Raw genomic sequence first — 21132 nt, 5'->3', positions numbered from 1 at the left:
TTCAGCCCTCGAAGGCGATCCCGATCCGCCGGCTTCGCCGCCACGCGACGGTGGCTTTCCGCGGATCGCCGCCCGCCGTGAGACGCAAGGGGAATTGATCCGGCACCGGCTGGCCGTCCTCCACCTCGATCTGGGCGCCCGCCTCGGTCGCGTCCCAGATGAGGCAGCCGACCTCGCCATGCGCGAGGAGCAGGGAGCCGAACGTGAAGGCGTTCCTCCGGAACGTGCCGCGGCGGTCCTCCGTCATGAGCCTCTCCATCGATCGCACCCGCGCCGGAGCCGGGCTTCGCGGCCCGGAACCATGCCGAATGGTCGTTAACGGGCGGAATACGGATAGTGCACGCCGCATCCCGGAGGAGATCAGTAATCGTCCCTGTAGTCTCGGTAGCCCCGCGGTGCCGGCCGGTCGTAATCATCGTCATAGGGGCGGCGGACCGGCGGGCGGTCGTAATCCCGGTCGTAGCCGCGATCGTCGCGGTAATCGTCGCGGCGGCGGTCATAGCCGTCGTCCCGGTAGCGGTTGTTCGATCCGCCCGCGGAGATGCGCGGCGCGTACCAGCAGCTCTTCGGCTGGCCCGGGGCCGGATCGCCGAAGCTCTGCACGTTGCAGGCGACCACGCCGCCCTGCGGGAACGGACGGCCATTGGTGCGTCCGGGGACACCGAAATAGACGTTGGTGGGATAGGGCATCCGGCAGACACCCCCCTCCTGAGCGCAGGCGACCAGGTTCACCGTGTCGAGCTGGTAGGCCTGGGCCGCGGTGAGCCCCATCAGGCTCGCCCCCAGCAATCCGGCCGCGACGGCCGAGACAATCCGATTCCTCACGTCCCTGATTCCCCCGTGATGCGTCATGACGGGGCCGATTAATCCGGATGGCGGCTTCCGGCCAGCGGCCGCGCTCGCTATGGCGTCGCATGACGAGAACAACCGCATCGATCGGGCGGATCGATCAGCATGGAAAGGTCGCGCTCCGGTCGCCGGATTGCGGCGCAGCGGGAGGGCTGAGTGAGAGATTCGTCCGCGCATGAGCTTCTGCTGCTCAGCGCCTTGCAGGAATGCCGGATCGCGCTGGAGGCCGCGCGCGCGGACGAGGCCGCCCGGGCGCTTGTCCGCGGCGAGCTCGAAGCCGCGCTCCGGCGCGAGGAGGCGCTCAAGGCCGAGATCGTCCTGGAACGGGAGCGGACGGAGGCCGTCCGTCTGGTGCTTCAGGCGCTGCTGATGAGCCTCCGGCGCTTCGGCCTGCGCCGCCGCCTGTTCCTGTCGCGCGTCGCGCGGCTCGGCCGGGAGACACCGGATTCCGGACCGCAAGCGGCCCGGCACCCGGTGCTGCTCGCCGAGGCGCGGCGGGTGATGGGCGTGGCGCAGCCGCCGGACCTGGCGCCCGGGGCGTAGAGGTTGATGCGTCCTTAACGGATTGGCGAGCCTTCTCGTCCAGCTTTACCGCGATGCGGTCACAAACGGATTCGACAAGGCGGGCGCGCGGCTGCCCTTGTCCTGTTTCGTATCGGGGCCGAGGCCGCAGCGGGACGCGGTAACCGTGCGGCGTCGCCTGGGATGGGCGCGCCGGTCCGGATCAATCGAAGACGGGATGCATGGCCAAAGGTCGGGGCAGGATCGAGCCGAACTTCGACGTGCCGGAAGGGCGCGCGCGGGATCGCGGCGATCTCGACCTGCGCCTGTCCCGTGAGGACCGTCCCGGATCAGGAGAGCGCGTGGCGAATCGAGCGGGTGGGCCGTCACGCAAGCCGGCGAAGGCCTCGGCACGTCCGGCGGGCGCGGGCCGGAAGCGGCGGCGCCGCTCGTGGCTCGGCCGGATCGTCTACGCCACGGTGGTGCTCGGCCTCTGGGCCGTCATCGGGCTCGCCGGGCTCATCGCCTACCACGCCTCCCAGCTTCCGCCGATCGACCAGCTGTCGGTCCCGAAGCGGCCGCCCAACATCGCGATCCTGGCGAGCGACGGCACCTTGCTCGCCAATCGCGGCGAGACCGGCGGCCGGGTGGTCTCGATCAAGGAATTGCCGCCCTACCTGCCCCGGGCCTTCGTGGCGATCGAGGACCGGCGCTTCTACCAGCATTTCGGCGTCGATCCGGTCGGCATCCTGCGGGCCATCGGCCAGAACCTGACCCGGCGCGGCGTCGCGCAGGGCGGCTCGACGCTGACCCAGCAGCTCGCCAAGAACCTCTTCCTCACCCCCGAGCGCTCGGCCTCGCGAAAAATCCAGGAGGCGATCCTCGCGCTCTGGCTGGAGCACAAGTACACCAAGGACGAGATCCTCGAACTGTACCTGAACCGCGTCTATTTCGGCGCCGGCGCCTACGGCGTCGAGGCGGCGGCGCAGCGCTATTTCGGCAAGCCCGCCAAGGAGGTCTCGCTCGCCCAGGCCGCGATGCTCGGCGGCCTCGTCCAGGCGCCGTCGCGGCTCGCCCCGAACCGGAACCTGCCGGCCGCCCAGGCTCGCGCCGCGCAGGTGCTCGCCGCCATGCAGGAGCTCGGCTTCGCCTCCGCGCAGGACGTGAGGGTGGCGCTCGCCCAGCCGGCGAAGCCCGCCAATGCCCGCGGCGGCGGTTCGGCCAACTACGTCGCCGACCTCGTGATGGACGTGCTCGACGATTACGTCGGCAAGTTCGACACCGACATCACGGTCCAGACCACGGTGGATACCGGCCTCCAGGCCGCCGCCGAGAAGACCCTGACCGAGGAGCTGAACGCCAAGGGCGCACGCTTCAATGTCGGCCAGGGCGCGCTCGTGTCGATGCGCCCAGACGGGGCGATCCGCGCGCTGATCGGTGGGCGCGACTATGCGCAGAGCCAGTTCAACCGCGCCACCACGGCCAAGCGCCAGCCCGGCTCCTCGTTCAAGCCGTTCGTATACCTGACCGCGGTCGAGCACGGCGCCACACCCGATACGGTGCGCGACGACGCGCCGATCCGCATCGGCAATTGGGCGCCGGAGAACTATTCGCACCGCTACGAGGGGCCGGTGACCCTGCGCACGGCGCTCGCCCACTCGCTCAACACCGTGGCGGTGCGGCTCGGCCAGGAGGTCGGCCCGAAGGCGGTGGTGCAGACCGCTCAGCGCCTCGGGATCACCTCGCCGCTCCAGGCCAACGGCTCGATCGCGCTGGGCACCTCCGAGGTGACGCTGATGGAGATGGTCGGCGCCTACGGCGCCTTCGCCAACGGCGGCACCGGCGTGATCCCCTACGTGGTTACCGCCGTGAAGGGGCAGGACGGCAAGGTGCTCTACAAGCGCGCCGAGAGCGGCCTCGGCCGGGTCATCAGCGCCGATGCCGACGGCATGATGAACGCCATGATGCACGAGACCTTCGTCAGCGGCACCGCCAAGAAGGCCGACATTCCGGGCTGGGACCTCGCGGGCAAGAGCGGCACCACCCAGGATTACCGGGACGCGTGGTTCATCGGCTATTCGGGCAGCCTCGTGACCGGGGTCTGGCTCGGCAATGACGACGGCGAGCTGACCAAGAAGGTCACGGGCGGCACCCTTCCGGCCGAGGTCTGGAGGAGTTACATGATCCAGGCGCTCAAGGGTCAGAACCCGGTTCCGCTGCCGAACATGAACCGCTGGCGGAGGGCGCCGGAGACGACCGCCTCCGTGGCGAGCGCCGGTCAGGAGGCGCCGGGCGGGGTTCTCGGCCAGATCTTCGGCGCGCCGGAGGCTCCGGCGCCGCGCCCAACCGCCACGGCCCGGCGGGCGCCGAAGGATGACCGCAACTTCATCGAGAAGCTGTTCGGGATCGGGGACTGAGAACAGGGACCCGGCCAATCCCCGAATCGCGGCCGGGCGCCGACCCGCGTCGCCTCCCGACCCCGACTATCGCCGAGGGCAGACGCCGCTGCGGCCGCGGAGCAGCCGCGCGGTACACGGTATCCGCCAACCGATAAACCAGTTTTGCGCAACCCAAGTAACGGTGCTTAAAATCTTTAGGTGCCACGCTGGGCATCGATCATTGATCCGGCGACGCGCGTGCGATCGACCGCGGCCTAATCGACGCGATGTCCATGGTTCTGCGATCGTCCGTTACGGTCTGGCGTGTGCATCGCGCCGTCCCGGCCTCGCGCCTGACCGAAGCCGTTGGCGCGATCCTGCTGCTGTGCCTGACCCTGCTCGGTGTCTGCCTCTGTATCGACCTGCGCGACATCGCTTGGCAGAATGCGCGGCGGAACGCCCTGGCTCTCCTCTCGGTGATCGAGGAGGGCGTCGGACACAACATCAAAGCTTACGACCTGTCCCTGCGCGCCGCCGCGCGCGCGGCGGCCGGGCCGGACGGGGCCGTCCTGGCTACCGAACTCCGACGCTTGGCGGCGTTCAATGCCGCCGCCGCCGGGGCGGGACTCGGCCCCATCGCGGTGTCGGACCGGGATGGGCGCGTCATCGCGGCGAGCGATCCCGGCGCCCTGCCGACGCCGGATCTCGGCGCCCTTCCCGAATTCCAGGCTCTTCGCGCCAGACCGGATGCAGGCCTGATCCTGATGGGGCCGAGCCGCTCACCGCTGACCGGGCGGCAGATCATCCGCATGGCCCGGGCGGTCCGGAGGCCGGACGGATCCTTCGCCGGGATCGTCACCGGCTCGCTCGACGTCGGTCAGTTCCAGGCGCGCTTCGACCGCCTGCGCTTCGATGACGGGCTGATCGTCAACGTCTTCCATCAGGACGGGACGCTGCTGATCCGCGTGCCGGCCAAGCTCGATACGCTGGGCCGCAACATCAGCGCGAGTCCCGGATATCGCGCCTACCGGGCCAGCGCGCGCGGCGAATTCGTCGGCCGTTCCCATCTCGATGGCGAAAGGCGCCTGTACAGCTTCGCCAACCTCCCGGATCTCCCGCTGATCGTCACGGTGGCGACCAGCGTCGAGAGCATCCGCGCCTACTGGATCTTCAAGGCGGCCATCATAGGCGCGCTCATGCTGGGCCTCAATCTCCTGAGCTTCGGCTTCGTGATCCTTGCCAAAAGGGAGGTCGGCCGGCACGCGGCCGCCGAGGCCGCCACGCGCGAGGCCAACGCGGCGCTCACTGTCCTGGCCCGGACGGATGGCCTCACCGGACTGCCGAACCGCCGGAGCTACGATGAGCATTTTGCGCAAGCCTGGACTCAGGCCGCCGGTTTGAAGATGCCGCTCTCTCTGCTGATCATCGATGCCGATTATTTCAAGCAGTTCAACGACCGTTTCGGACATCGCCGCGGCGACGATGTCCTCAGGGCGATCGCCGATTGCCTGCGTCGGACACTCCCGGCCGGCGGCCTGGGCTTTCGGATCGGCGGAGAGGAATTCGTCGCGCTCCTGCCCGGCCTCGACGCCGCGGAGGCGGGCGCGATCGCCGAGACGATCCGCCGGGCCGTGGTCGATCTTCAGATCGGGCACGCGCCGGAATTCGGCGGCATCGCCTCCGTCAGCATCGGGGTTGCCAGCGCCGACCCGGGATCCGGCGACGCCCTCGAAATGCTGTTCGTGTCGGCGGACGCGGCGCTCTACGCCGCCAAGACTGCCGGCCGCAACCGGGTTCGGATGGCGCCCCGGACGAGGCGGGTTGTTCCGGCCGCCGTGGCGTAGCGCGCGGGATCCTCAGAGCATCGGCAGCATCCGCGGGCGCGGACCCCGCGGGAAATGCGCGTCGATCATCGCGATCTCGGCGGAGCCGAGATGCAGGTCGGACGCGCCGGCATTCTCCACCGCGCGGCCCGGGCGCCCGGTCTTCGGGATCGTGAAGGTCCCGGCCATGCGGGTCAGGAAGGCGAGGGCGACCGCGTGCGGAGTCGTGCCGTGCGCGGCGGCGATCCCCGCCAGAACCCGCCCACCCGCGCTGGCGGGATCCGGGAAGTCGCCGCTGCCGAAGGGCGAATAGCCGACCATCGCGACGCCGTGCTTCTCGCACCAGGGCAGCACGGCGTGCTCGATCGCCCGCTCGTTGAGATGGTAGAGCACCTGATTGCAGGCGATCCGGTCCGGCCCGGCGATGGCGAGGGCCTGGTCGAGATCCTCGACGTCGAAGTTGCTGACGCCCCAGGACAGGATTTTCCCGGCCCGGCGCAGATCCTCGAACCCGGCGATCGTTTCCTCCAGCGGGTGCTGGCCGGGCCAGTGCAGCAGGTAGCTGTCGAGCCGATCGGTGCGCAGTCTCCGGAGCGAATCCTCGCAGGCGCGCGCGACGCCGCGGCGGGTCGCGTTGCCGGGCACCACCTTCGACACGAGGAAGACTTCCTCGCGGCAATCGGCGATCGCCTCGGCGACGATCGCTTCCGCATCGCCGTACATCTCGGCCGTGTCGATATGGGTCATGCCGGCATCGATGCCGGCGCGCAGCGCGGCGACCGCGTCGCCGCGGTCGGACCGGTCGATGTGCCAGGTCCCCTGTCCGATCACCGAGACCGGAACGCGGGCTGCACCGAAGCTCCTCGCCTGCATCGCGTCGTTCCCTTCGTCGTCCCGGCGCTTTCAAGACGCCGGCCGTGGCGACAGGCGTGGCATCACGCCCCTGCCGTTTCGCGCCTTACTCGCGCCATCATGGATTGATGAGCAAGGCATGGCGCGTGAAGGCGGCGCTGCACTGTAGGCCATGGCCTGCTGTCATGCGGGGCGGGCCCGCCGGGTCCGCGCTACAGGGTCGAACCCGTGAAACCCGGTCCGGTGCGCGGCCGCTCGGTTGGCCATGCTGGAGTTGCGCCGATGCTGCCCGCTCACCGCATGTTCTGGGTCCTGATCCTGCTGGCGGCCGCGGGCGCCGGGCTGCTCTACAACATCATCTTCGCAGCGGGCGCCTCTCCGCTCGCCGGCTTCACCTACGGCCTCTGCATGGGCGCGACGGTGCTGGCCTTCGACCGCGGCCTGATCCTGGCCGGCCTCCAGGCGCGGATCCGCCGGTTCCCGGCCTGGCTCTACGTGATGGCGGCCGAACTCGCCTACGTGCTGATGATCATGGCCGGCAACGCGCTCGGCGGCCTGCTGGTCTGGACCTTCGCGCTGACGCCCGACGACCTCACCTCGGCCACGCGGATGACAGCCCGGGTGCTGGCCTATGCCCTGGCCGTGTCCGGCCTCCTCGTCTTCGTCATCCGGATGCGCGACCTGATCGGCGGCGAGGTGTTCGTGAACTTTATGATCGGCCGCTATCACAAGCCGGTGGCGGAGGAGCGGGTCTTCCTGTTCCTCGACGTGGTCGGCTCGACGGCCTTCGCCGAGGCGCATGGCGACCTGCGGGCCCAGGAATATCTCGGGGCCGTCTTCGCGACTTTGGCCGAGCCGGTGCGCCGCAACGGCGGCTCCGTCGACGATTATGTCGGGGATCTCGCCATCATCACGTGGCCGATGGCCCGCGGGCTCAAGGATGCGCGCTGCGTGACCTGCCTGTTCGAGGTGCTCGACCGGATCGAGGCGGATGCGGCGGCCTGGACGGCCCGGTTCGGGACGGTTCCGCGCTTGCGCGCCGCTCTGCACGGCGGCTCGGTGGTCACGGCCGAAGTCGGCGTCGACCGGCACAAGATCGCGTATTTCGGCGATGCCGTGAACGTCACCTCGCGGATCGAGGCCCTGTGCCGGCCGCTGGGCGTCGGCATCCTGATCTCGCAGGATCTCCTCGACCGCCTGCCGAGGCTGCCGGCCGGCATCCGCGCGCGCTCCCTCGGCGCCCACGCGCTGCGGGGCCGCGGCGCGCCGCTGGCGGTCGCCACGCTCGAGCGCGGTCAAGCCGATACAGCGCCGGTTACGGAGCTGGAGCCGCGCCGCGTGGCGGTCGCCCGCTGATGGCCCACACCGAGCCGCCCCGAGCCGCCGTGCTGACGGCCGCGAAAATGGTGCTGCGCTTCGGCTTTCCGCTGCTCGGATTGCTGGTCTTCGGACATGCCGTCCTGATCTCGGTCGGCGGCGATATCGAGCACTGGCAGTTCGCGCTCGGCGTGTTGCTGATCCTGGCGGGCTTCACCTCGAAGCTCGTGCCGCGGCCATGAGCGCTGAGGCGGCGGGACCGCCGATCTACCTCGATGCCGATGCCTGCCCGGTCAAGGACGAGACCTACCGGGTGGCGGCCCGCTACGGGCTCACCGTCCACGTGGTCGCCAACAGCATCCTGAACCTGCCGCGCGAACCCTGGATCGTGCGTGTGGTCGCCGGTTCCGCCCTCGACGCGGCCGACGATTGGATCGCCGAGCGCGCGGCGCCCGGGAGCATCGTGCTTACCGCCGACGTGCCGCTCGCCGCACGGTGCGTGAAGGCCGGCGCGACGGTGCTGGCCTTCACCGGCAAGCCGTTCAGCGAGTCGTCGATCGGCATGGCGCTCGCGACCCGCGACCTGATGCAATCCCTGCGGGAGGCCGGGACGATCACCGGGGGGCCGAAGCCGTTCTCGCGGGCCGACCGGTCGGCCTTCCTGTCGGCGCTGGACCGCGCCGTGAACCGGATTCTGCGCGAGCGCCCGCGCGACGCGTGAGTGCGGCGGCGCGATCGTCCGTCAGGCCTGATCGGCGGGGATGAGCGCCTTCAGCGCCGCGTTGATCCGGTCCTGCCAGCCCGGCCCATCCTTCTGGAAGTGGGCGAGCACCGCGCTGTCGAGGCGCAGGCTGACCACCTCGCGGGCGCCGGGGGGCGCCGCAGCCGGTCTCGGGACCGCCTGCTGGGGTGGCGCCGCCGGTTTGGGAGACGTCGCGGCCCGGAAGGCGGCTTCGGCGGCCGCGCGCGGATCGCTGAAGCGGCGGCGATTGCGATCGTCGGCCATCGGCCTCTAATCCTTTGCGGCAGTCTTCTTCGGCGCGGCCTTCTTGGCGGCACCCTTGGCCGAGCCCTTCGCGGCCGCCTTGGCTTCCTTCTCGGCCGCCTTGGTCTGGGCGTCCGCGGCCTCCTTGGCGAGCCGAAGCGCCCGCAGCTTCACGGTCCGCTCATCGACGGCCTTGATCGCCGCGTGATGCTCCGCCATCGCCTGCGCGCCCTCGCGAGCCATCCGCTCGGCGCGTTCGGCCCGCTCGGCGCGGTTCTCGGCCCGCGTCTTCGCCTCCGCTTCCGCGTCGCGCGTGGCATTCTCCTCATCGAGGTCGAACTCAGTCTCGTCGCTCATTCTATCCCTTTCGCCCCGGCTCAGCCGATCCGGCCCCTCGCAACCCGCGCGGGACGGCAACTGTGCGGGTCCGGCCTGTGCGCGGAGACGGGCAAGGCTGGAAGACGTGCACTTGTGTCCCGCCGATGAGGCACACAGGCGCGTGTTCAGGAAGGCTTTAGCATGCTCGTCGGGTCGATGGCGAATCTGCGGCGCTCGTCCGGTACGCCAGCGCACAATATTCGCGCACCTTATAGGACGTGCAGACTGGTCGAAGCCCAGGCGTTCTTAGCCGAGCGTTGTGAGGCTTAATCTTATCTCACTCTAAAGTTGAGCGGTATGGAGACGGACAGGCTCGGCTGCGTCACCCCTGCCGGGGCGGCCGGGAGGCTGCCGCGGACGGCCGAGAGCGCGGCGCTGTCGATCTGGCCGACACCGCTGGAGCGCGCCACACCCGCGGCCGTCACCTGGCCCGAGCGCAGGACGGTGAAGCGGACCACGGCGGTCCCGCCGGCCGTTCCGTTGGCGGCGCTCGCATTCATCCGGCCATGGATGGCCGCGCTGATCGCCCCGGTCCATTGCCGCAGAGCGCTCGGATCGCTCCCCGCCGCGGCGCGGCCGGCCGCGTTCTGGCGCGAGGCCGAGGCGGAGTTGCGCGCCTCGGCACCCTCCTGCGCCTTGGCCTGATGGGCCTTGGCCTCGCGCGCGGCCTTCGCCTTCGCCTCGCGGATTGCCTCCAGGCGTTCCTGGCGGGCCTCCTCGCGCTTCTGCTCGCGGAGCTTCTCCTCACGGATCTTGCGCAGCTTCGCCTCCCGCTCGGCCTTGATCTTGGCGGGATCGGGCACGGGCTTCGGCGGCTCCTCGGTCTTGGCCACCTCCGCCGGGGGCGGAGCCAGCGGCTCGGCGGCCTCCGAGGAGGAGGTGATCACCTGGCTCGGCGTCTCGACCGCCTCGGCCTGTGGCGGAGGCTCGACCACCGGCGTCTCATCCGGCTTGACCTCGGCCGTCTCGGCCGGCGGCGGAGGCTGGACCGCCTCGTCCGGCGGCAGGTCGACGGGCTTCGTCTCCGGCGGTGCCGCTTGGCTCATCTGCTGCTCGGAGGGCGCCTCGGTCGGCGCTTCGGTCATGACCGGCGCCAGATCCACCGTGATCTGCTGCTCGCCGGGGGGCGTCGGCGGCGCGAGCCGGAGGAACATCACGGCCACCAGCACGAGGGCGTGCAGCCCGAGCGCGACCAGGAAGGCAGCGACGAGCCCGGTCGGGCGCCGTCGCCCGAAACCGTCGGGCCCCTCTGTCGAAACGAACGTGTTCATCGGCTCAGCGGGCGGTCCCAGCTGGGGCGGGCGCGGATGCCGGTGCGGCACCGCCGGGGGCCTGCGCGATCAGCGAGACCTTGGTGAAGCCGGCCTGACCGACCAGGCCCATCACCTCCATGACCTTGCCGTAGGGCACGTCCCGGTCGCCGCGCACGAGGATGACCTGATCCTTGTCGGCCGCCGCCATCTCGCGCAGGCGCGGCACGAGGCTCTCCATCGTGAAGACCTCCTTGGCGATCGACGGGTTGCCGTCCTTGTCGACCGTCACCTCCTGGGGCTTCTTCGATTGCGCCACCTTGGGGGCGGCGGTCTTCGGCAGCTGCACCGGCACGCCCGTGGTCATCAGCGGCGCGGCGACCATGAAGATGATCAGCAGCACGAGCATCACGTCGACCATCGGGGTCACGTTGATCTCGGACATCGGCATGTCGTCGAGATCGTCGTCGTCGCTCGCGCGAATGGATCCCATCGCCATCGGGCGTCTCCGGTTCCGGTGCGTTCGGCCCGCCGGGCGGGCGCTGGAATGGATTACTCGGCGGCGGCGCGGTGTGCGGTGCCGGCGCGGTCGCGGGCGAGGCGGTTGCCCAGCAGCGAGATGTAGGACGAGAAGGTGCTCTGGATCGCGCTCACGTCGCCCGACAGCTTGTTGAAGGCCATGACGGCGGGGATCGCGACGACGAGGCCGATCGCGGTGGCGAACAAGGCCTCCGCGATGCCCGGCGCGACCACGGCGAGCGACGTATCCTGGCTGCGCGCGATCGACGAGAACGAGTTCATGATGCCCCAGACCGTGCCGAACAGGCCGACGAACGGCGCGGTCGAGCCGGAGGTCGCCAGCAGGGACAGGCCGGTGCGCAGGCGCTTCACCTCCATGGTGAGCGCGCCCTTCATCGCCCGCTCGATTCGCTCGCGGCGTTCCGCCCGGGTCTCGGAGGCGTCCTGATCGCGCCACGCATCGATGCCCGCCCGCGCGACATGGCCGGCGATGCCGCTGAGCTCGCCGTCGAGCTTGCCGCCGGACTGGACCAGCGTGGCGAATTCCTTGGCCTGACGCCGGGCGGCGGCGAGGCGGATGATCTTCTCGAACACCACCGTCCAGCACGCGATGGAGGCCACGACCAGCAGGATCATCACGCCCTTCACGATCGGATCGGCCTGAAGGAACAGGCCGAGGAACGAGAAGTCGTGGGTGGCCTCGATCGGCGCTTGTGTCGGGTCCATCGCGGGCTCCTGGCGTCCTTGTCTCACGCGGCCTTGCGCCGCCGTCATATCGGGGTGCGGGCAAGGCCGCTGACCGCCCGACAGCGTATGTTGCCGGACGGTTTCACCGCTTCGCCCGTCGGGTGGCCGCGATCAGCGGTCGAACGGGATACCGGCCTTCGACTCCGTCTCGGTCCGTTCGAGGCAGGCTTCGCGGGCGGCGTCGCCTCCGTCGCAGGCCAGGACGTCGTTCAACAGGACCCGTCCCACCTTGTTGCAGGCGATCCCGGGGAAATCGAAGATCTTCACGATGGTCTTCCGGGGCGGGAGCGGCCCGAGTTCCACCGCGACGCGCTTCTGCGCGACGCCGTCGGTGTCGAAGGCGAAGAGATCGACCTTGTAGGATTTGAGGCTCGTCCCCTTGGTGTTGTCGATCACCATGGTGATGCGGCAGGCCTCGCCGGCGGTCTCGACCTTGTTGAGCTGCAGCTTCAGCGGCCCGGCCTTCTCGGATGCGTCCTGCGCCAGGGCCGTGACGACGAGGAGCGCCGAGAGCAGCATGCAGGCCACCGTGTCGAGGGCGATGCGCCCGATCCGCCGGCGGTACAGGGGAACGCTCAAGGCTAGCACCGAACCGTTATCCTCTTCCTCGTCTGCGGGGGCCTGAGCCCACCGCCCTGTCCGATCGACGTGATCCCGGCGAGGATCAATGAAGCATGACGCCGCCGCGGCAGCATGCCGGCGCCAGACGCTCCGCCGCCGCGTCGAGCGGTTCGACCGCGGCACGAACCGCCGCCACGAGTCGCGGCGCCGCGTCGCGTCCGGTGATCTCCGCCGCGGCCGCTTCGAGATCCGCCCAGAGCCGGCGCCGGCCCCGGTTGATCAGGGTGACCAGGGCGCATTCGTGGCCGGTCACCCGGCAGCAGCTCGCCGGCATGAACGACCAGTCCTCATCCCGCTCCACCCGCAATGCCCGGATGATCGCGACGACGCAGGCCACGAACCGGCAGCCTTCCGCCGGCCCCAGCAGCTGCTCGGCGCCGTCGAAAGCCGCGTTCCAGCAGGCCACGTCGCTGGTCATGTAGCCGGCTGCGACGAATCGGGCCACCGACAAAGCCAGGATCTCGGCCTCATCGCCGCACACGTCGACCACGCGCCGCATCGCCGCACGGTCCGGGAGGGTCTGGGGCGCGTCCATGGGCTGCCTTGCCTAGCGTCACAGGAGAGATCGGTGCAATCGTCCAATCGGATCGTCCGATCGCCTGACGCGGCAGTAAGCCACCAGCGGCGCCCTGATCAAGGGCAGGCGGAAAAATCAGAGCAGTTCCAAACTGTTAGGACGAAGCGCGGCGGTTTGGAAACTTGCCGATATTGCCCGAGATCTGTTGCCGAATATTCCTGAATATGCCTGCGTCGGCGGTGAAGATTGGTCGCGTACGAAACGGCTTGCGTCCCTTGATGGTCGGCGCCGCCGCGGCCATATCGTCGTGTTGCCGGCGTCGTCTCGTCCGGCGGAGCGCTGCCCAGGCGGGCTCCCTGTCGACGAGGTGCTCAGGCATCGCGGGGCGGCGGCAAGCCCCGGGGGCGGAGGCCTCGCTTTCTGGATGACGGCCGCAATGACGCGTACTTCGCCCTTCGGGCATCCGTTCCTGCTCGGGTTCGACGAGATCGAACAGGCCCTCGACCGGGTCTCCAAGGCCGCCAACGACGGCTACCCGCCCTACAACATCGAGCGCCTGCCCCGGACGGAGAGCGAGCCTGAACGGTTACGCATCACGCTGGCGGTTGCGGGTTTCACCCGCGAGCAGCTCGACGTGATGCTGGAGGAGAGTCAGCTCGTGGTGCGCGGTCGGCAGGTCGACGAGCGCGAGCGGCATTTCCTCCACCGCGGCATCGCGGCGCGGCAGTTCCAGCGCACCTTCCTCCTGGCCGACGGCATGGAGGTGCTGGGCGCGGATCTCGCCAACGGCCTGCTGTCGATCGACCTCGTCCGGCCGGAGCCGGATCGGATCGTGCGCAAGATCGATATCGGCGCGCGCGGCTGAGAGCGAAGAGATTGATCGGACGGCAGCAATCCCCACATGCGTATCGTGCCGCCGGTGCCTTCGGGACCGGCCGCGGACGCTCTGCCACCCCAGGAGGGCTTTGATGACCGATCTGAACCCGTCGCCCCTGACCCCCGCCGATCTCGATCCCGCCGATTTCCAGCCGGCCGATCTCGCGGCGCTCGGTGAGGGGCACATCGCCTACGTCCGGCCGATCCGGTCCGACGAGGTGCGCCGCTTCTTCCCGCAGGCCCCGGAACTGACGCCGGGCCTCAATCTCTTCGCGCTGCTTTCGGCGAGCGGTGCCCCGATCATGCTCGCCGATTCCCGCGACGTCGTGCTCGCCAATGCCTTCGCGCACGATCTGCAGCCCGTCAGCCTGCACTGAACCGGGCGTTGTCGCCCCTCAGACCATCTCGGCCACCGCCGCCACGAGCCGCTTGATATCCTGCGGCCGCGACAGGCGGTGGTCGCCGTCTGCGATCAGCGTCATGACAGTCCCCTTCGCCGGCAGGCGTCCGAGGATCTTGAGGGCGTGGGCATAGGGCACGTCGGTATCGCGCATCCCCTGCAGGATGTGGATCGGGCAGGCCGGATCGAACGGAGCCCCGAGCAGGCAGTTCCGGCGGCCATCCTCGATCAGCGTCAGGGTGATCGGGTCCGGTTCCGGCGCGTAATCGCTGGGCCTGCGCAGGACGCCGTCGCGCCTCAGCATGGCGCGCGCCGCCTCGCTGAGGCGGGCCCAGATCAAGTCCTCCGTGAAGTCCAGGGCCGGGGCGATCAGCACGAGGCCCGCGGTCTTGTCGCCGCGCGCCGCCCGGTCGCGGGCCGCGAGGCAGGCGATCCATCCGCCCATCGACGAGCCGACCAGAATCGGGGGCTCGTCGATATAGGCGCTCAGCACGGCCTGCGCGTCCTCCAGCCAGGAGGTGATCGTGCAATCCGTGAAGGTGCCGCTCGATTCGCCGTGGGCCGCGTAGTCGAACCGGATGAAGCGGCGTCCGGCCTCAGCCGCCCATTGATCGAGGGCGCTGGCCTTCGTGGCCTTCATGTCCGACCGGAAGCCGCCGAGCCACACGACCGGCGGACCCGAGCCTAAGCGCTCGCGCACCGCGATGCGCCGCTCCATGCCGCCGGCACCGACCGTGAGATAACGCGGCTCCGTATCGGGCATACTGATCTCCGATATCCCCATCCACGCGCGAAGAAACGCTGTCCTTGAGACGGTTCGCTTCAACATCCGTTTACCGGACCGTAAAGCGCGACGGGGATGCTGAAGCAATGGCAGCGAGCATGTGGCAGATACCGGCGGGCGGCATGCGCGTCCTCGCCGAGGGACCGCGGACGGGCCAGGAGCCCCGTGGTCTGTCGGGTTTTCCCGCCGAGATCGGGGTCCTGGCGGGCGCGCGGATCCTGCAGATCATCCCTGAACTCGATGCCGGGGGCGCCGAGCGTACGACGGTCGACGTCGCGGGCGCCCTGGCGTCGGTCGGGGCCCGTGCCCTGGTGGCGACCGAAGGCGGACGGTTGGTCGGGGAGCTGCAGGCGAAGGGCGGCCATTGGCTGCGCTTCCCGGCGGCTTCGAAGAACCCCGCCGCGATGGCGGTCAACGTCCTGCGGCTGATGATGCTGTGCCGCCGCGAGGGCGTGCAGATCATCCATGCCCGTTCGCGCGCGCCCGCCTGGGTCGCGCTCGGCGCCGCGCGCCGGCTCGGCCTGCCCTTCGTGACGACCTATCACGGCAGCTATTCCGGACGGACGAGCGTCAAGGTGCTGTACAATTCCGTGATGGCCCGCGGCGACGTGGTGATCGCCAACTCGCACTACACCGCCGATCTCATCAAGCGGATGCATGCCGAGCAGGCGGGTGACCGGGTGAAGGTGATCCACCGGGGCACCGATCTCGCCGTCTTCAACCCGGTCGCCGTGGGAGCGGGCCGGGTCGAGGCGCTGCGCCGGGCCTGGAACGTCGCGCCCCACGAGCGGGTGGTTCTATTGGCCGCTCGCCTCACCGCCTGGAAGGGGCAGCGCGTGCTGATCGAGGCGGCCGCCCGCATGCGCGACCAGGGCGTCCGCGACTTCGCCGTCGTGCTGGCCGGCGATGCCCAGGGCCGGACCGCCTACGAGCGCGAGCTCGACGGGCTGGTCGCAGCCCGGAATCTCGGCGCCGTCGTGCACCGGGTCGGGCATTGCGCCGACATGCCGGCCGCGTTCCGGGCCGCCTCGGTGGTGGCCGTGCCGTCCATCGAGCCGGAGGCCTTCGGGCGATCGGCAGTCGAGGCGCAGGCGCTCGGGGCACCGGTGGTGGTGTCGGATCTCGGAGCCGTTCCCGAGACGGTCCTGGCGCCGCCGGATGTGCCGCCCGGCCAGCGCACCGGCTGGCGCGTTCCGCCCGGGGATGCGCCCGCCCTCGCGGCGGCGCTCACCGAAGCCCTGTCGCTCGGGGCGAGCGCCCGGGACGCCATGGCGCGTCGGGCGCGCAGCCATGTCGAGGCGCATTTCTCGCTCGATCGCATGGTCGGGGATACGCTGGCGGTCTATGCCGGATTGCTGGGCGGCGCTCGTTGACGGGCTCCGGTCCGGAGGCCCTGCGGGCATCCGGCGACGGCCCACGATTATTTTCAGTCCCCGCCTCGGTCAGCCGTTGACTCTGGCCGCGCTTCCCCCAACGTAGTATGTCCGGATGAGACCGGAGCGGCCGGCGGCCGGGTGATCCTCGCGAGGGTCGTCCGATCCGCCATTTCGTCGTTGCAGCAGGAGACCTAAGCCATTCGTAGACCGATGAGAGCCATGCCGGCCCCGCAGAAGGACGGGCCGCGCGCCAACCGCGACATCCGCGGGGTGCGGGAAGTGCAGCTGATCGACGATACCGGCCAGAACCGCGGCGTCGTCCCCTTCTTCGACGCCCTGAACCTCGCCGAGGAAGCCGGCCTCGATCTCGTGGAGATCGCGCCGAACTCCGTGCCGCCCGTCTGCAAGCTGCTCGACTATGGGCGCTTCCGCTTCAACGAGCAGAAGAAGCAGAACGAGGCGCGCAAGCGGCAGAAGACGGTCGAGGTCAAGGAGATCAAGCTCCGCCCCGGCATCGACAAGCACGACTACGACACCAAGATGAAGTCGGTGCACCGCTTCTTCGAGGAGGGCGACAAGGTCAAGGTGACCCTGCGCTTCCGTGGCCGTGAGATGGCTCACCAGGATATCGGTCTGCGCCTCCTGGAGCGCGTGAAGAACGAGACGGCCGAGATCGCCAAGGTCGAGAGCGAGCCGATGCTCGAAGGCCGGCAGATGATCATGATCCTGGCGCCGCGCTGAGCGTCGCCGCGTCTCCTTTTCCGCTGCTGATCCACGGCTCTGGGGCCTCTCCGCCCCAGCGCCGATCCTGACGACCCGCCTCGCGCCGCTTCCGTACGCCGTCGCGAAGGCCTATGGGCTGCGGCATGGCCCTCTCTTCCGACGAGATCGAACGCTACGCCCGCCACCTCGTCCTGGCCGAGATCGGCGGCCCGGGTCAGGCGCGCCTCAAGGCCGCCCGGGTGCTCGTCATCGGCGCTGGCGGGCTCGGCGCACCGCTGATCCAGTACCTCGCTGCGGCCGGGATCGGCACGATCGGCCTCATCGATGACGACACGGTCTCCCTGTCGAACCTGCAGCGGCAGGTGATCCACGGCACGCCGGATCTGGGGCGGCCGAAGGTCGAGAGCGCCGCGGACGCCGTCGCGCGCCTCAACCCGCACGTCGCGGTGATCCGCCACCCGTTCCGGATTGATCCGGCCAACGCGGTCGATCTGATCGCCGGCTACGACCTCGTGGCGGACGGGTCCGACAATTTCGCCACGCGCTACGCCGTCTCGGATGCCTGCTTCCACGCCCGCCGCCCGCTGGTGACGGCGGCGCTCGGGCGCTTCGACGGCACGCTCACCACGATCCGCGCGCATGAGACCGGCCGGGACGGCAGCCCGAACCCGACCTATCGCTGCCTGTTCCCGAACCCGCCGCCACCCGGCAGCGTCCCCCCGTGTGCGGAGGCGGGCGTCCTGGGTGCGCTCGCTGGCGTGATGGGCTCACTGATGGCCCTGGAGGTCATCCGCGCGGTGACGGATTTCGGGGAGCCGCTGGTCGGCCGCCTCCTGATGGTGGATGCGCGCTCGATGCGGTTCGAGACGCTGCATTACGGCTGGGATCCGGAGAATCCGCTGAGCGGCAGGGGGAATTCAGCCGAATAGCGGTCCCGGCGGCATCCAGGGTGCTTCGGCCTGCTCCTTGCCGAGGCAGCATTTCTTGAACTTCTTGCCCGAGCCGCAGGGGCAGGGATCGTTGCGGCCGACATCCTTGAACGGGTTGCGCTGCGGCTCGCCCGCCCCCTCGACGGTCCAGTCGAGGGCTTCGACCGCATCGTCCAGATAGCCGTACTGATAGGGGCCGAGCCGGTCCCGGTCGTGCGGTTTCGTCTCGGCCTTGCGCAGGGTCTCCTTGAACCAGTCGGCGTCGCTGACCTCGTCGGTGATGCGCCCGTCGGCGCGGGCCGCCATGACCCGGGGCGCGAGGTCCCGGAAGCCGAGATGCGCGATCGTCTCCTCCCAGCCGGTCCAGGCCGGCGCCTCCTCGACGGCAGCCTTGGCGTCGTCGAAGCGGACGAGAAGGTCGTGCATCGCGGCCCGATCGATCCGGCCTTCCAGGGTCAGGAAGGTGCAGGCGCAGAGCAGCGCCATGCGGGCGAAATCATCGACGGTGCTGTCGAGGATCAGGCGGAACAGCGGCTGCGGATCGCCGTCGAACAGGCTTGCCAGCACCTTGGCCAGGGTCGCCGTGAGGGCATCGCCCAGCACGGCGTCGAGGCTCTCCTCGTCCTGCCGCAGGAGGCGCAGCAGCGGCGCGAGGGCTCGCGTATCCCGGGCCTGCGCCATGACGTGCAGGCCCCAGAAGAGCAGGTTTCCCTCCTCCGGTGTCAGCTCGCGTTCATCGGCTGCCGCCTCGAGCAGCGGCAGGGTCGCCGCAGCGATCGCGGCCAGATGCTTTACGGCCTCGCGCAGCGCCGCGGTCGGCCGGTGCTCGGCCGCCGCCAGATCCGCGATGAGCAGGGCGGTCCGATCCATCCGGTTCCCCTCAAGCCCTGAGCGTCGCGCCGGTCCGGCGCGAGACCTCGGCGACGATCTTTGCGCTCACGGCCTCGATTTCGGCATCGGTCAGGGTCCGGTCAACCGGCTGCAGCCGCACCGCGATCGCCACCGACTTCGCCCCCTCCGGCACGCCCGGCCCCTCGTAGAGATCGAACACGTCGACGCCCGTGACCAGCTTGCGCTCGGCGTTCTGGGCGGCCTTCACGATATCGCCGGCCGGCACGTCGCGGCCGACCACGAAGGCGAAGTCGCGCGCCAGGGGCTGGAACTCGGAGAGCGCGAGCGCCGCCTTGGCCTTCGTCGGCTTGTGCTTGGGCAGCGGCAGGGCGTCGAGCACGATCTCGAAGGCGACGAGGCTGCCCTTCAGATCGAGGGCCTGCAGCGTCCGCGGATGCACCTCGCCGAACCAGCCGATCTCGGTCTTGGGCCCGAAGCGCAGCGTCCCCGAGCGGCCGGGATGCAGCCAGGACGGGCCGCCGGCGGTCACCTGCAGGCCGCCGGTCGGCACGCCGAGGCTGCCGAGCAGGGCCAGCGCATCGGCCTTGGCGTCGAACACATCGACCGTTTCGGTCGCGCCGTCCCAGTGGCGGCCGGCCCCCGCGAGGGTGGCGCTGCCCCGGCGCACAGCGGCGGCGCGGATCGTCTGCCCCTCCGGCTGGTCGGAGGCGAAGCATTGGCCGACCTCGAACAGGGCCGCATCCGGGTAGCCGCGGTCGGCGTTGCGCTGCGCGGCGCGCAGGAGGCCCGGCACGAGGCTCGGGCGCATGTCCGACAGGTCGGCGGCGATCGGATTGGCCAAGGCGAGATCGGCGCCGCCGCCGCCGAACAGCACGGCGTCGTCATGCGGCACGAAGGACCATGTCACGGCCTCCATCAGGCCCCGACTCGCCAGGGCGCGCTTGGCGGTCCGTGTCCGCTTCTGCATCACGGTGAGCAGGGCGCCGCCCACATCGGCCAGACGCGGAAGGGGCCTGGCGTCGATCCGGTCGAGGCCGGCGATCCGCACGACTTCCTCCACGAGATCGGCCTTGCCCTCCACGTCGGGCCGCCAGGACGGCGTGAGCACCTTCACCCGGTCGCCGGTGCCCGAGACGTGGAAGCCCAGCGTCTCCAGGATGACCTTCATCTCGACCCGCGGCACATCGAGGCCGGCAAGGCGCCGGACTTCGGTCCAGGGGAAGTCGATGATCCGCCCGGCTTCAGGCAGCTCGCCGGCGATCCGCGCCTCGGTGGGCGTGCCACCGCAGAAATCGACCACGAGGCGCGTCGCCAGATCGAGGCCGGGCAGGGTGAAGGCCGGATCGACGCCGCGCTCGAACCGGTAGCGGGCATCGGTGATGATGCCGAGGCGCCGGCCCGATTGCGCGATGTTGGCCGGATCCCAGAGGGCGGATTCGATCAGCACGTCCGTGGTGGTCTCGTCGCAACCCGACGCCTGACCGCCCATGATGCCGGCAATGGATTCGACCCCGTTCCGGTCGGCGATCACCACCGTGTCGTCGGTCAGCGCGTGGGTGCGCCCGTCGAGGGCGAGAAGGCTCTCGCCGTCCCGGGCGCGGCGCACCGCGAGGCCGCCCGACACCTTGGCGGCGTCGAACACGTGCAGCGGCCGGCCGCGGTCGAAGGTGACGTAATTGGTGATGTCGACCAGCGCGTTGATCGGGCGCAGGCCGATGGCGCGCAGGCGGGCCTGCATCCAGGCCGGGGAGGGGCCGTTCTGCACGCCGCGGACCAGCCGCAGGGCGAAGAGCGGGCAGAGGTGCCGGTCGGCCGGCTCGAAGGCCAGCTCGACCCCGACGGGGCAGGGGCCCTCGCCGCGCACGCCCGGCAGGGTCTCCCGCTTCAGGGAGCCGATCCCGGCCGCCGCGAGATCGCGGGCGATGCCGTGGACCGAGGTGCAGTCCGGGCGGTTCGGCGTCAGGTTGATCTCGATGACCGGATCGTCCAGCCCGGCATAGAGCGCGTAGGGCTGGCCGACGGGCGCGTCCGCGGGCAGTTCGAGGATGCCGTCATGGTCCTCGCCGAGGCCGAGCTCGGCGCCTGAGCACAGCATGCCGTGGCTCTCGACGCCCCGGATGGTGCCGACCGACAGGGTGATGTTCTTGCCCGGGACATAGGTGCCGGGCGGCGCGAAGACCGAGACGAGGCCGGCGCGGGCATTCGGCGCGCCGCAGACCACCTGCACCGGCGCGCCGGCGCCTGTCTCGACCGTGCAGACGCGCAGGCGGTCGGCATTCGGATGCTGCTCGGCCGTCAGGATCTTCGCGACGACGTAGGGCTTGAGCGCGGCCGCCTTGTCCTCGACGCCCTCCACCTCCAGGCCGATCCGCGTCAACGTCTCGGCGATGGTGTCGAGGGAGGCCTCGGTGTCGAGGTGGTCCTTGAGCCAGGAGAGGGTGAATTTCATCGGAGC

At 70.2% G+C, this 21132-nt stretch carries 24 protein-coding genes; 11 read left to right on the top strand and 13 right to left on the bottom strand.

Features of this window, described 5'->3' with window-relative positions:
- Nucleotide 1 precedes the first annotated feature (1 nt).
- A complete protein-coding gene (locus FVE89_RS14290) occupies nt 2-247 on the bottom strand; it encodes a pilus assembly protein PilZ (protein WP_160534594.1) in 246 nt (81 codons plus the stop codon).
- A 113-nt stretch (nt 248-360) separates the two neighbouring features.
- Nucleotides 361-825 carry a hypothetical protein gene (locus FVE89_RS14285; protein ID WP_160534593.1) on the bottom strand — a complete coding sequence of 155 codons (465 nt, stop codon included), beginning with the start codon at nt 823-825 and terminating at the stop codon, nt 361-363.
- A 180-nt stretch (nt 826-1005) separates the two neighbouring features.
- Here FVE89_RS14285 and FVE89_RS14280 point away from each other — a divergent pair, with 180 nt between their 5' ends.
- The 3 genes from FVE89_RS14280 (at nt 1006) to FVE89_RS14270 (ending at nt 5572) form a co-directional block, all read left to right on the top strand.
- Nucleotides 1006-1392, top strand: coding sequence for an ATP-dependent helicase (locus FVE89_RS14280; RefSeq protein ID WP_160534592.1), 387 nt, complete (start codon nt 1006-1008; stop codon nt 1390-1392).
- A 200-nt stretch (nt 1393-1592) separates the two neighbouring features.
- Entirely contained in the window at nt 1593-3767 is a 2175-nt protein-coding gene (locus FVE89_RS14275) for a transglycosylase domain-containing protein (protein ID WP_160534591.1), read from the top strand.
- Between the two features lie 254 nt (nt 3768-4021).
- Complete coding sequence (locus FVE89_RS14270) at nt 4022-5572, top strand: sensor domain-containing diguanylate cyclase (RefSeq protein ID WP_160534590.1); 1551 nt, start codon at nt 4022-4024, stop codon at nt 5570-5572.
- A 12-nt stretch (nt 5573-5584) separates the two neighbouring features.
- Here the strand turns inward: FVE89_RS14270 and FVE89_RS14265 are convergent, their stop codons facing one another.
- Nucleotides 5585-6424, bottom strand: coding sequence for an aldo/keto reductase (locus tag FVE89_RS14265; RefSeq protein WP_160534589.1), 840 nt, complete (start codon nt 6422-6424; stop codon nt 5585-5587).
- 261 nt (nt 6425-6685) lie between these two features.
- Here FVE89_RS14265 and FVE89_RS14260 point away from each other — a divergent pair, with 261 nt between their 5' ends.
- The 3 genes from FVE89_RS14260 to FVE89_RS14250 are packed head-to-tail and all read left to right on the top strand — an operon-like array spanning nt 6686 to nt 8441.
- Nucleotides 6686-7759: an adenylate/guanylate cyclase domain-containing protein gene (locus FVE89_RS14260; RefSeq protein ID WP_160534588.1), complete on the top strand. Its 1074-nt coding sequence runs from the start codon at nt 6686-6688 to the stop codon at nt 7757-7759.
- Nucleotides 7759-7962, top strand: coding sequence for a hypothetical protein (locus FVE89_RS14255; RefSeq protein ID WP_160534587.1), 204 nt, complete (start codon nt 7759-7761; stop codon nt 7960-7962). The genes FVE89_RS14260 and FVE89_RS14255 overlap by 1 nt, the downstream gene beginning before the upstream one ends.
- Nucleotides 7959-8441, top strand: a complete 483-nt coding sequence (locus FVE89_RS14250) for a YaiI/YqxD family protein (protein ID WP_160534586.1) — start codon at nt 7959-7961, stop codon at nt 8439-8441. The genes FVE89_RS14255 and FVE89_RS14250 overlap by 4 nt, the downstream gene beginning before the upstream one ends.
- Before the next feature lie 21 nt (nt 8442-8462).
- On the opposite strand, the gene FVE89_RS14245 is transcribed toward FVE89_RS14250, so the two are convergent.
- From FVE89_RS14245 to FVE89_RS14215, 7 genes are all read right to left on the bottom strand, one after another.
- Nucleotides 8463-8726 (bottom strand): BrnA antitoxin family protein, encoded by a 264-nt coding sequence (locus tag FVE89_RS14245; protein WP_160534585.1) that lies wholly within the window; start codon nt 8724-8726, stop codon nt 8463-8465.
- Between the two features lie 6 nt (nt 8727-8732).
- Nucleotides 8733-9062 carry a hypothetical protein gene (locus FVE89_RS14240; RefSeq protein ID WP_160534584.1) on the bottom strand — a complete coding sequence of 110 codons (330 nt, stop codon included), beginning with the start codon at nt 9060-9062 and terminating at the stop codon, nt 8733-8735.
- Between the two features lie 293 nt (nt 9063-9355).
- On the bottom strand, nt 9356-10354 hold the full coding sequence (locus FVE89_RS14235; RefSeq protein WP_160534583.1) for a cell envelope integrity protein TolA: 999 nt from the start codon (nt 10352-10354) through the stop codon (nt 9356-9358).
- Between the two features lie 4 nt (nt 10355-10358).
- Nucleotides 10359-10832, bottom strand: a complete 474-nt coding sequence (locus FVE89_RS14230) for an ExbD/TolR family protein (RefSeq protein ID WP_160534582.1) — start codon at nt 10830-10832, stop codon at nt 10359-10361.
- Nucleotides 10833-10885: 53 nt separating this feature from the next.
- Nucleotides 10886-11578 carry a MotA/TolQ/ExbB proton channel family protein gene (locus FVE89_RS14225; protein ID WP_160534581.1) on the bottom strand — a complete coding sequence of 231 codons (693 nt, stop codon included), beginning with the start codon at nt 11576-11578 and terminating at the stop codon, nt 10886-10888.
- A gap of 132 nt (nt 11579-11710) precedes the next feature.
- Nucleotides 11711-12187 (bottom strand): Tat pathway signal protein, encoded by a 477-nt coding sequence (locus tag FVE89_RS14220; protein WP_160534580.1) that lies wholly within the window; start codon nt 12185-12187, stop codon nt 11711-11713.
- Nucleotides 12188-12263: 76 nt separating this feature from the next.
- Nucleotides 12264-12755 (bottom strand): hypothetical protein, encoded by a 492-nt coding sequence (locus tag FVE89_RS14215; protein WP_160534579.1) that lies wholly within the window; start codon nt 12753-12755, stop codon nt 12264-12266.
- Nucleotides 12756-13173: 418 nt separating this feature from the next.
- On the opposite strand from FVE89_RS14215, the gene FVE89_RS14210 reads away from it, so the two are divergent.
- The gene (locus FVE89_RS14210) at nt 13174-13602 is read left to right on the top strand and encodes an Hsp20 family protein (protein ID WP_160534578.1); all 429 of its coding nucleotides are present in this window, start codon (nt 13174-13176) and stop codon (nt 13600-13602) included.
- A gap of 103 nt (nt 13603-13705) precedes the next feature.
- Entirely contained in the window at nt 13706-13990 is a 285-nt protein-coding gene (locus tag FVE89_RS14205) for a DUF1150 domain-containing protein (RefSeq protein WP_160534577.1), read from the top strand.
- A gap of 18 nt (nt 13991-14008) precedes the next feature.
- On the opposite strand, the gene FVE89_RS14200 is transcribed toward FVE89_RS14205, so the two are convergent.
- A complete protein-coding gene (locus FVE89_RS14200) occupies nt 14009-14776 on the bottom strand; it encodes an alpha/beta hydrolase (protein WP_160534576.1) in 768 nt (255 codons plus the stop codon).
- Between the two features lie 107 nt (nt 14777-14883).
- Here FVE89_RS14200 and FVE89_RS14195 point away from each other — a divergent pair, with 107 nt between their 5' ends.
- The 3 genes from FVE89_RS14195 to moeB all read left to right on the top strand — a co-directional run bounded on the left by FVE89_RS14195 (nt 14884) and on the right by moeB (nt 17825).
- Nucleotides 14884-16170 carry a glycosyltransferase family 4 protein gene (locus tag FVE89_RS14195; protein WP_160534575.1) on the top strand — a complete coding sequence of 429 codons (1287 nt, stop codon included), beginning with the start codon at nt 14884-14886 and terminating at the stop codon, nt 16168-16170.
- A 222-nt stretch (nt 16171-16392) separates the two neighbouring features.
- Complete coding sequence (gene infC / locus FVE89_RS14190; protein ID WP_244007340.1) at nt 16393-16914, top strand: translation initiation factor IF-3; 522 nt, start codon at nt 16393-16395, stop codon at nt 16912-16914.
- 125 nt (nt 16915-17039) lie between these two features.
- Nucleotides 17040-17825 carry a molybdopterin-synthase adenylyltransferase MoeB gene (moeB, locus tag FVE89_RS14185; protein ID WP_160534574.1) on the top strand — a complete coding sequence of 262 codons (786 nt, stop codon included), beginning with the start codon at nt 17040-17042 and terminating at the stop codon, nt 17823-17825.
- Here the strand turns inward: moeB and FVE89_RS14180 are convergent.
- Together FVE89_RS14180 and pheT are read right to left on the bottom strand one after the other, a co-directional pair.
- Nucleotides 17814-18695: a DUF1186 domain-containing protein gene (locus FVE89_RS14180; RefSeq protein ID WP_160534573.1), complete on the bottom strand. Its 882-nt coding sequence runs from the start codon at nt 18693-18695 to the stop codon at nt 17814-17816. The two genes, moeB and FVE89_RS14180, sit on opposite strands and share 12 nt — an antisense overlap.
- A gap of 10 nt (nt 18696-18705) precedes the next feature.
- Nucleotides 18706-21126 carry a phenylalanine--tRNA ligase subunit beta gene (gene pheT, locus FVE89_RS14175; protein ID WP_160534572.1) on the bottom strand — a complete coding sequence of 807 codons (2421 nt, stop codon included), beginning with the start codon at nt 21124-21126 and terminating at the stop codon, nt 18706-18708.
- Nucleotides 21127-21132: the final 6 nt, after the last annotated feature.

This window comes from Methylobacterium sp. 2A, assembly GCF_009806555.1.
Taxonomy (GTDB): domain Bacteria; phylum Pseudomonadota; class Alphaproteobacteria; order Rhizobiales; family Beijerinckiaceae; genus Methylobacterium.
This window is presented reverse-complemented; position numbering and strand designations above follow the sequence as displayed.

Coding starts and splice junctions, on each gene's coding strand:
- FVE89_RS14290 (WP_160534594.1), bottom strand. CDS start 247: ATGACGGAGGACCGCCGCGGCACGTTCCGGAGGAACGCCTTCACGTTC.
- FVE89_RS14275 (WP_160534591.1), top strand. CDS start 1,593: ATGGCCAAAGGTCGGGGCAGGATCGAGCCGAACTTCGACGTGCCGGAA.
- FVE89_RS14270 (WP_160534590.1), top strand. CDS start 4,022: ATGGTTCTGCGATCGTCCGTTACGGTCTGGCGTGTGCATCGCGCCGTC.
- FVE89_RS14265 (WP_160534589.1), bottom strand. CDS start 6,424: ATGCAGGCGAGGAGCTTCGGTGCAGCCCGCGTTCCGGTCTCGGTGATC.
- FVE89_RS14260 (WP_160534588.1), top strand. CDS start 6,686: ATGCTGCCCGCTCACCGCATGTTCTGGGTCCTGATCCTGCTGGCGGCC.
- FVE89_RS14255 (WP_160534587.1), top strand. CDS start 7,759: ATGGCCCACACCGAGCCGCCCCGAGCCGCCGTGCTGACGGCCGCGAAA.
- FVE89_RS14250 (WP_160534586.1), top strand. CDS start 7,959: ATGAGCGCTGAGGCGGCGGGACCGCCGATCTACCTCGATGCCGATGCC.
- FVE89_RS14245 (WP_160534585.1), bottom strand. CDS start 8,726: ATGGCCGACGATCGCAATCGCCGCCGCTTCAGCGATCCGCGCGCGGCC.
- FVE89_RS14240 (WP_160534584.1), bottom strand. CDS start 9,062: ATGAGCGACGAGACTGAGTTCGACCTCGATGAGGAGAATGCCACGCGC.
- FVE89_RS14235 (WP_160534583.1), bottom strand. CDS start 10,354: ATGAACACGTTCGTTTCGACAGAGGGGCCCGACGGTTTCGGGCGACGG.
- FVE89_RS14230 (WP_160534582.1), bottom strand. CDS start 10,832: ATGGCGATGGGATCCATTCGCGCGAGCGACGACGACGATCTCGACGAC.
- FVE89_RS14225 (WP_160534581.1), bottom strand. CDS start 11,578: ATGGACCCGACACAAGCGCCGATCGAGGCCACCCACGACTTCTCGTTC.
- FVE89_RS14215 (WP_160534579.1), bottom strand. CDS start 12,755: ATGGACGCGCCCCAGACCCTCCCGGACCGTGCGGCGATGCGGCGCGTG.
- FVE89_RS14210 (WP_160534578.1), top strand. CDS start 13,174: ATGACGCGTACTTCGCCCTTCGGGCATCCGTTCCTGCTCGGGTTCGAC.
- FVE89_RS14205 (WP_160534577.1), top strand. CDS start 13,706: ATGACCGATCTGAACCCGTCGCCCCTGACCCCCGCCGATCTCGATCCC.
- FVE89_RS14200 (WP_160534576.1), bottom strand. CDS start 14,776: ATGCCCGATACGGAGCCGCGTTATCTCACGGTCGGTGCCGGCGGCATG.
- FVE89_RS14195 (WP_160534575.1), top strand. CDS start 14,884: ATGGCAGCGAGCATGTGGCAGATACCGGCGGGCGGCATGCGCGTCCTC.
- infC (WP_244007340.1), top strand. CDS start 16,393: ATGCCGGCCCCGCAGAAGGACGGGCCGCGCGCCAACCGCGACATCCGC.
- moeB (WP_160534574.1), top strand. CDS start 17,040: ATGGCCCTCTCTTCCGACGAGATCGAACGCTACGCCCGCCACCTCGTC.
- FVE89_RS14180 (WP_160534573.1), bottom strand. CDS start 18,695: ATGGATCGGACCGCCCTGCTCATCGCGGATCTGGCGGCGGCCGAGCAC.
- pheT (WP_160534572.1), bottom strand. CDS start 21,126: ATGAAATTCACCCTCTCCTGGCTCAAGGACCACCTCGACACCGAGGCC.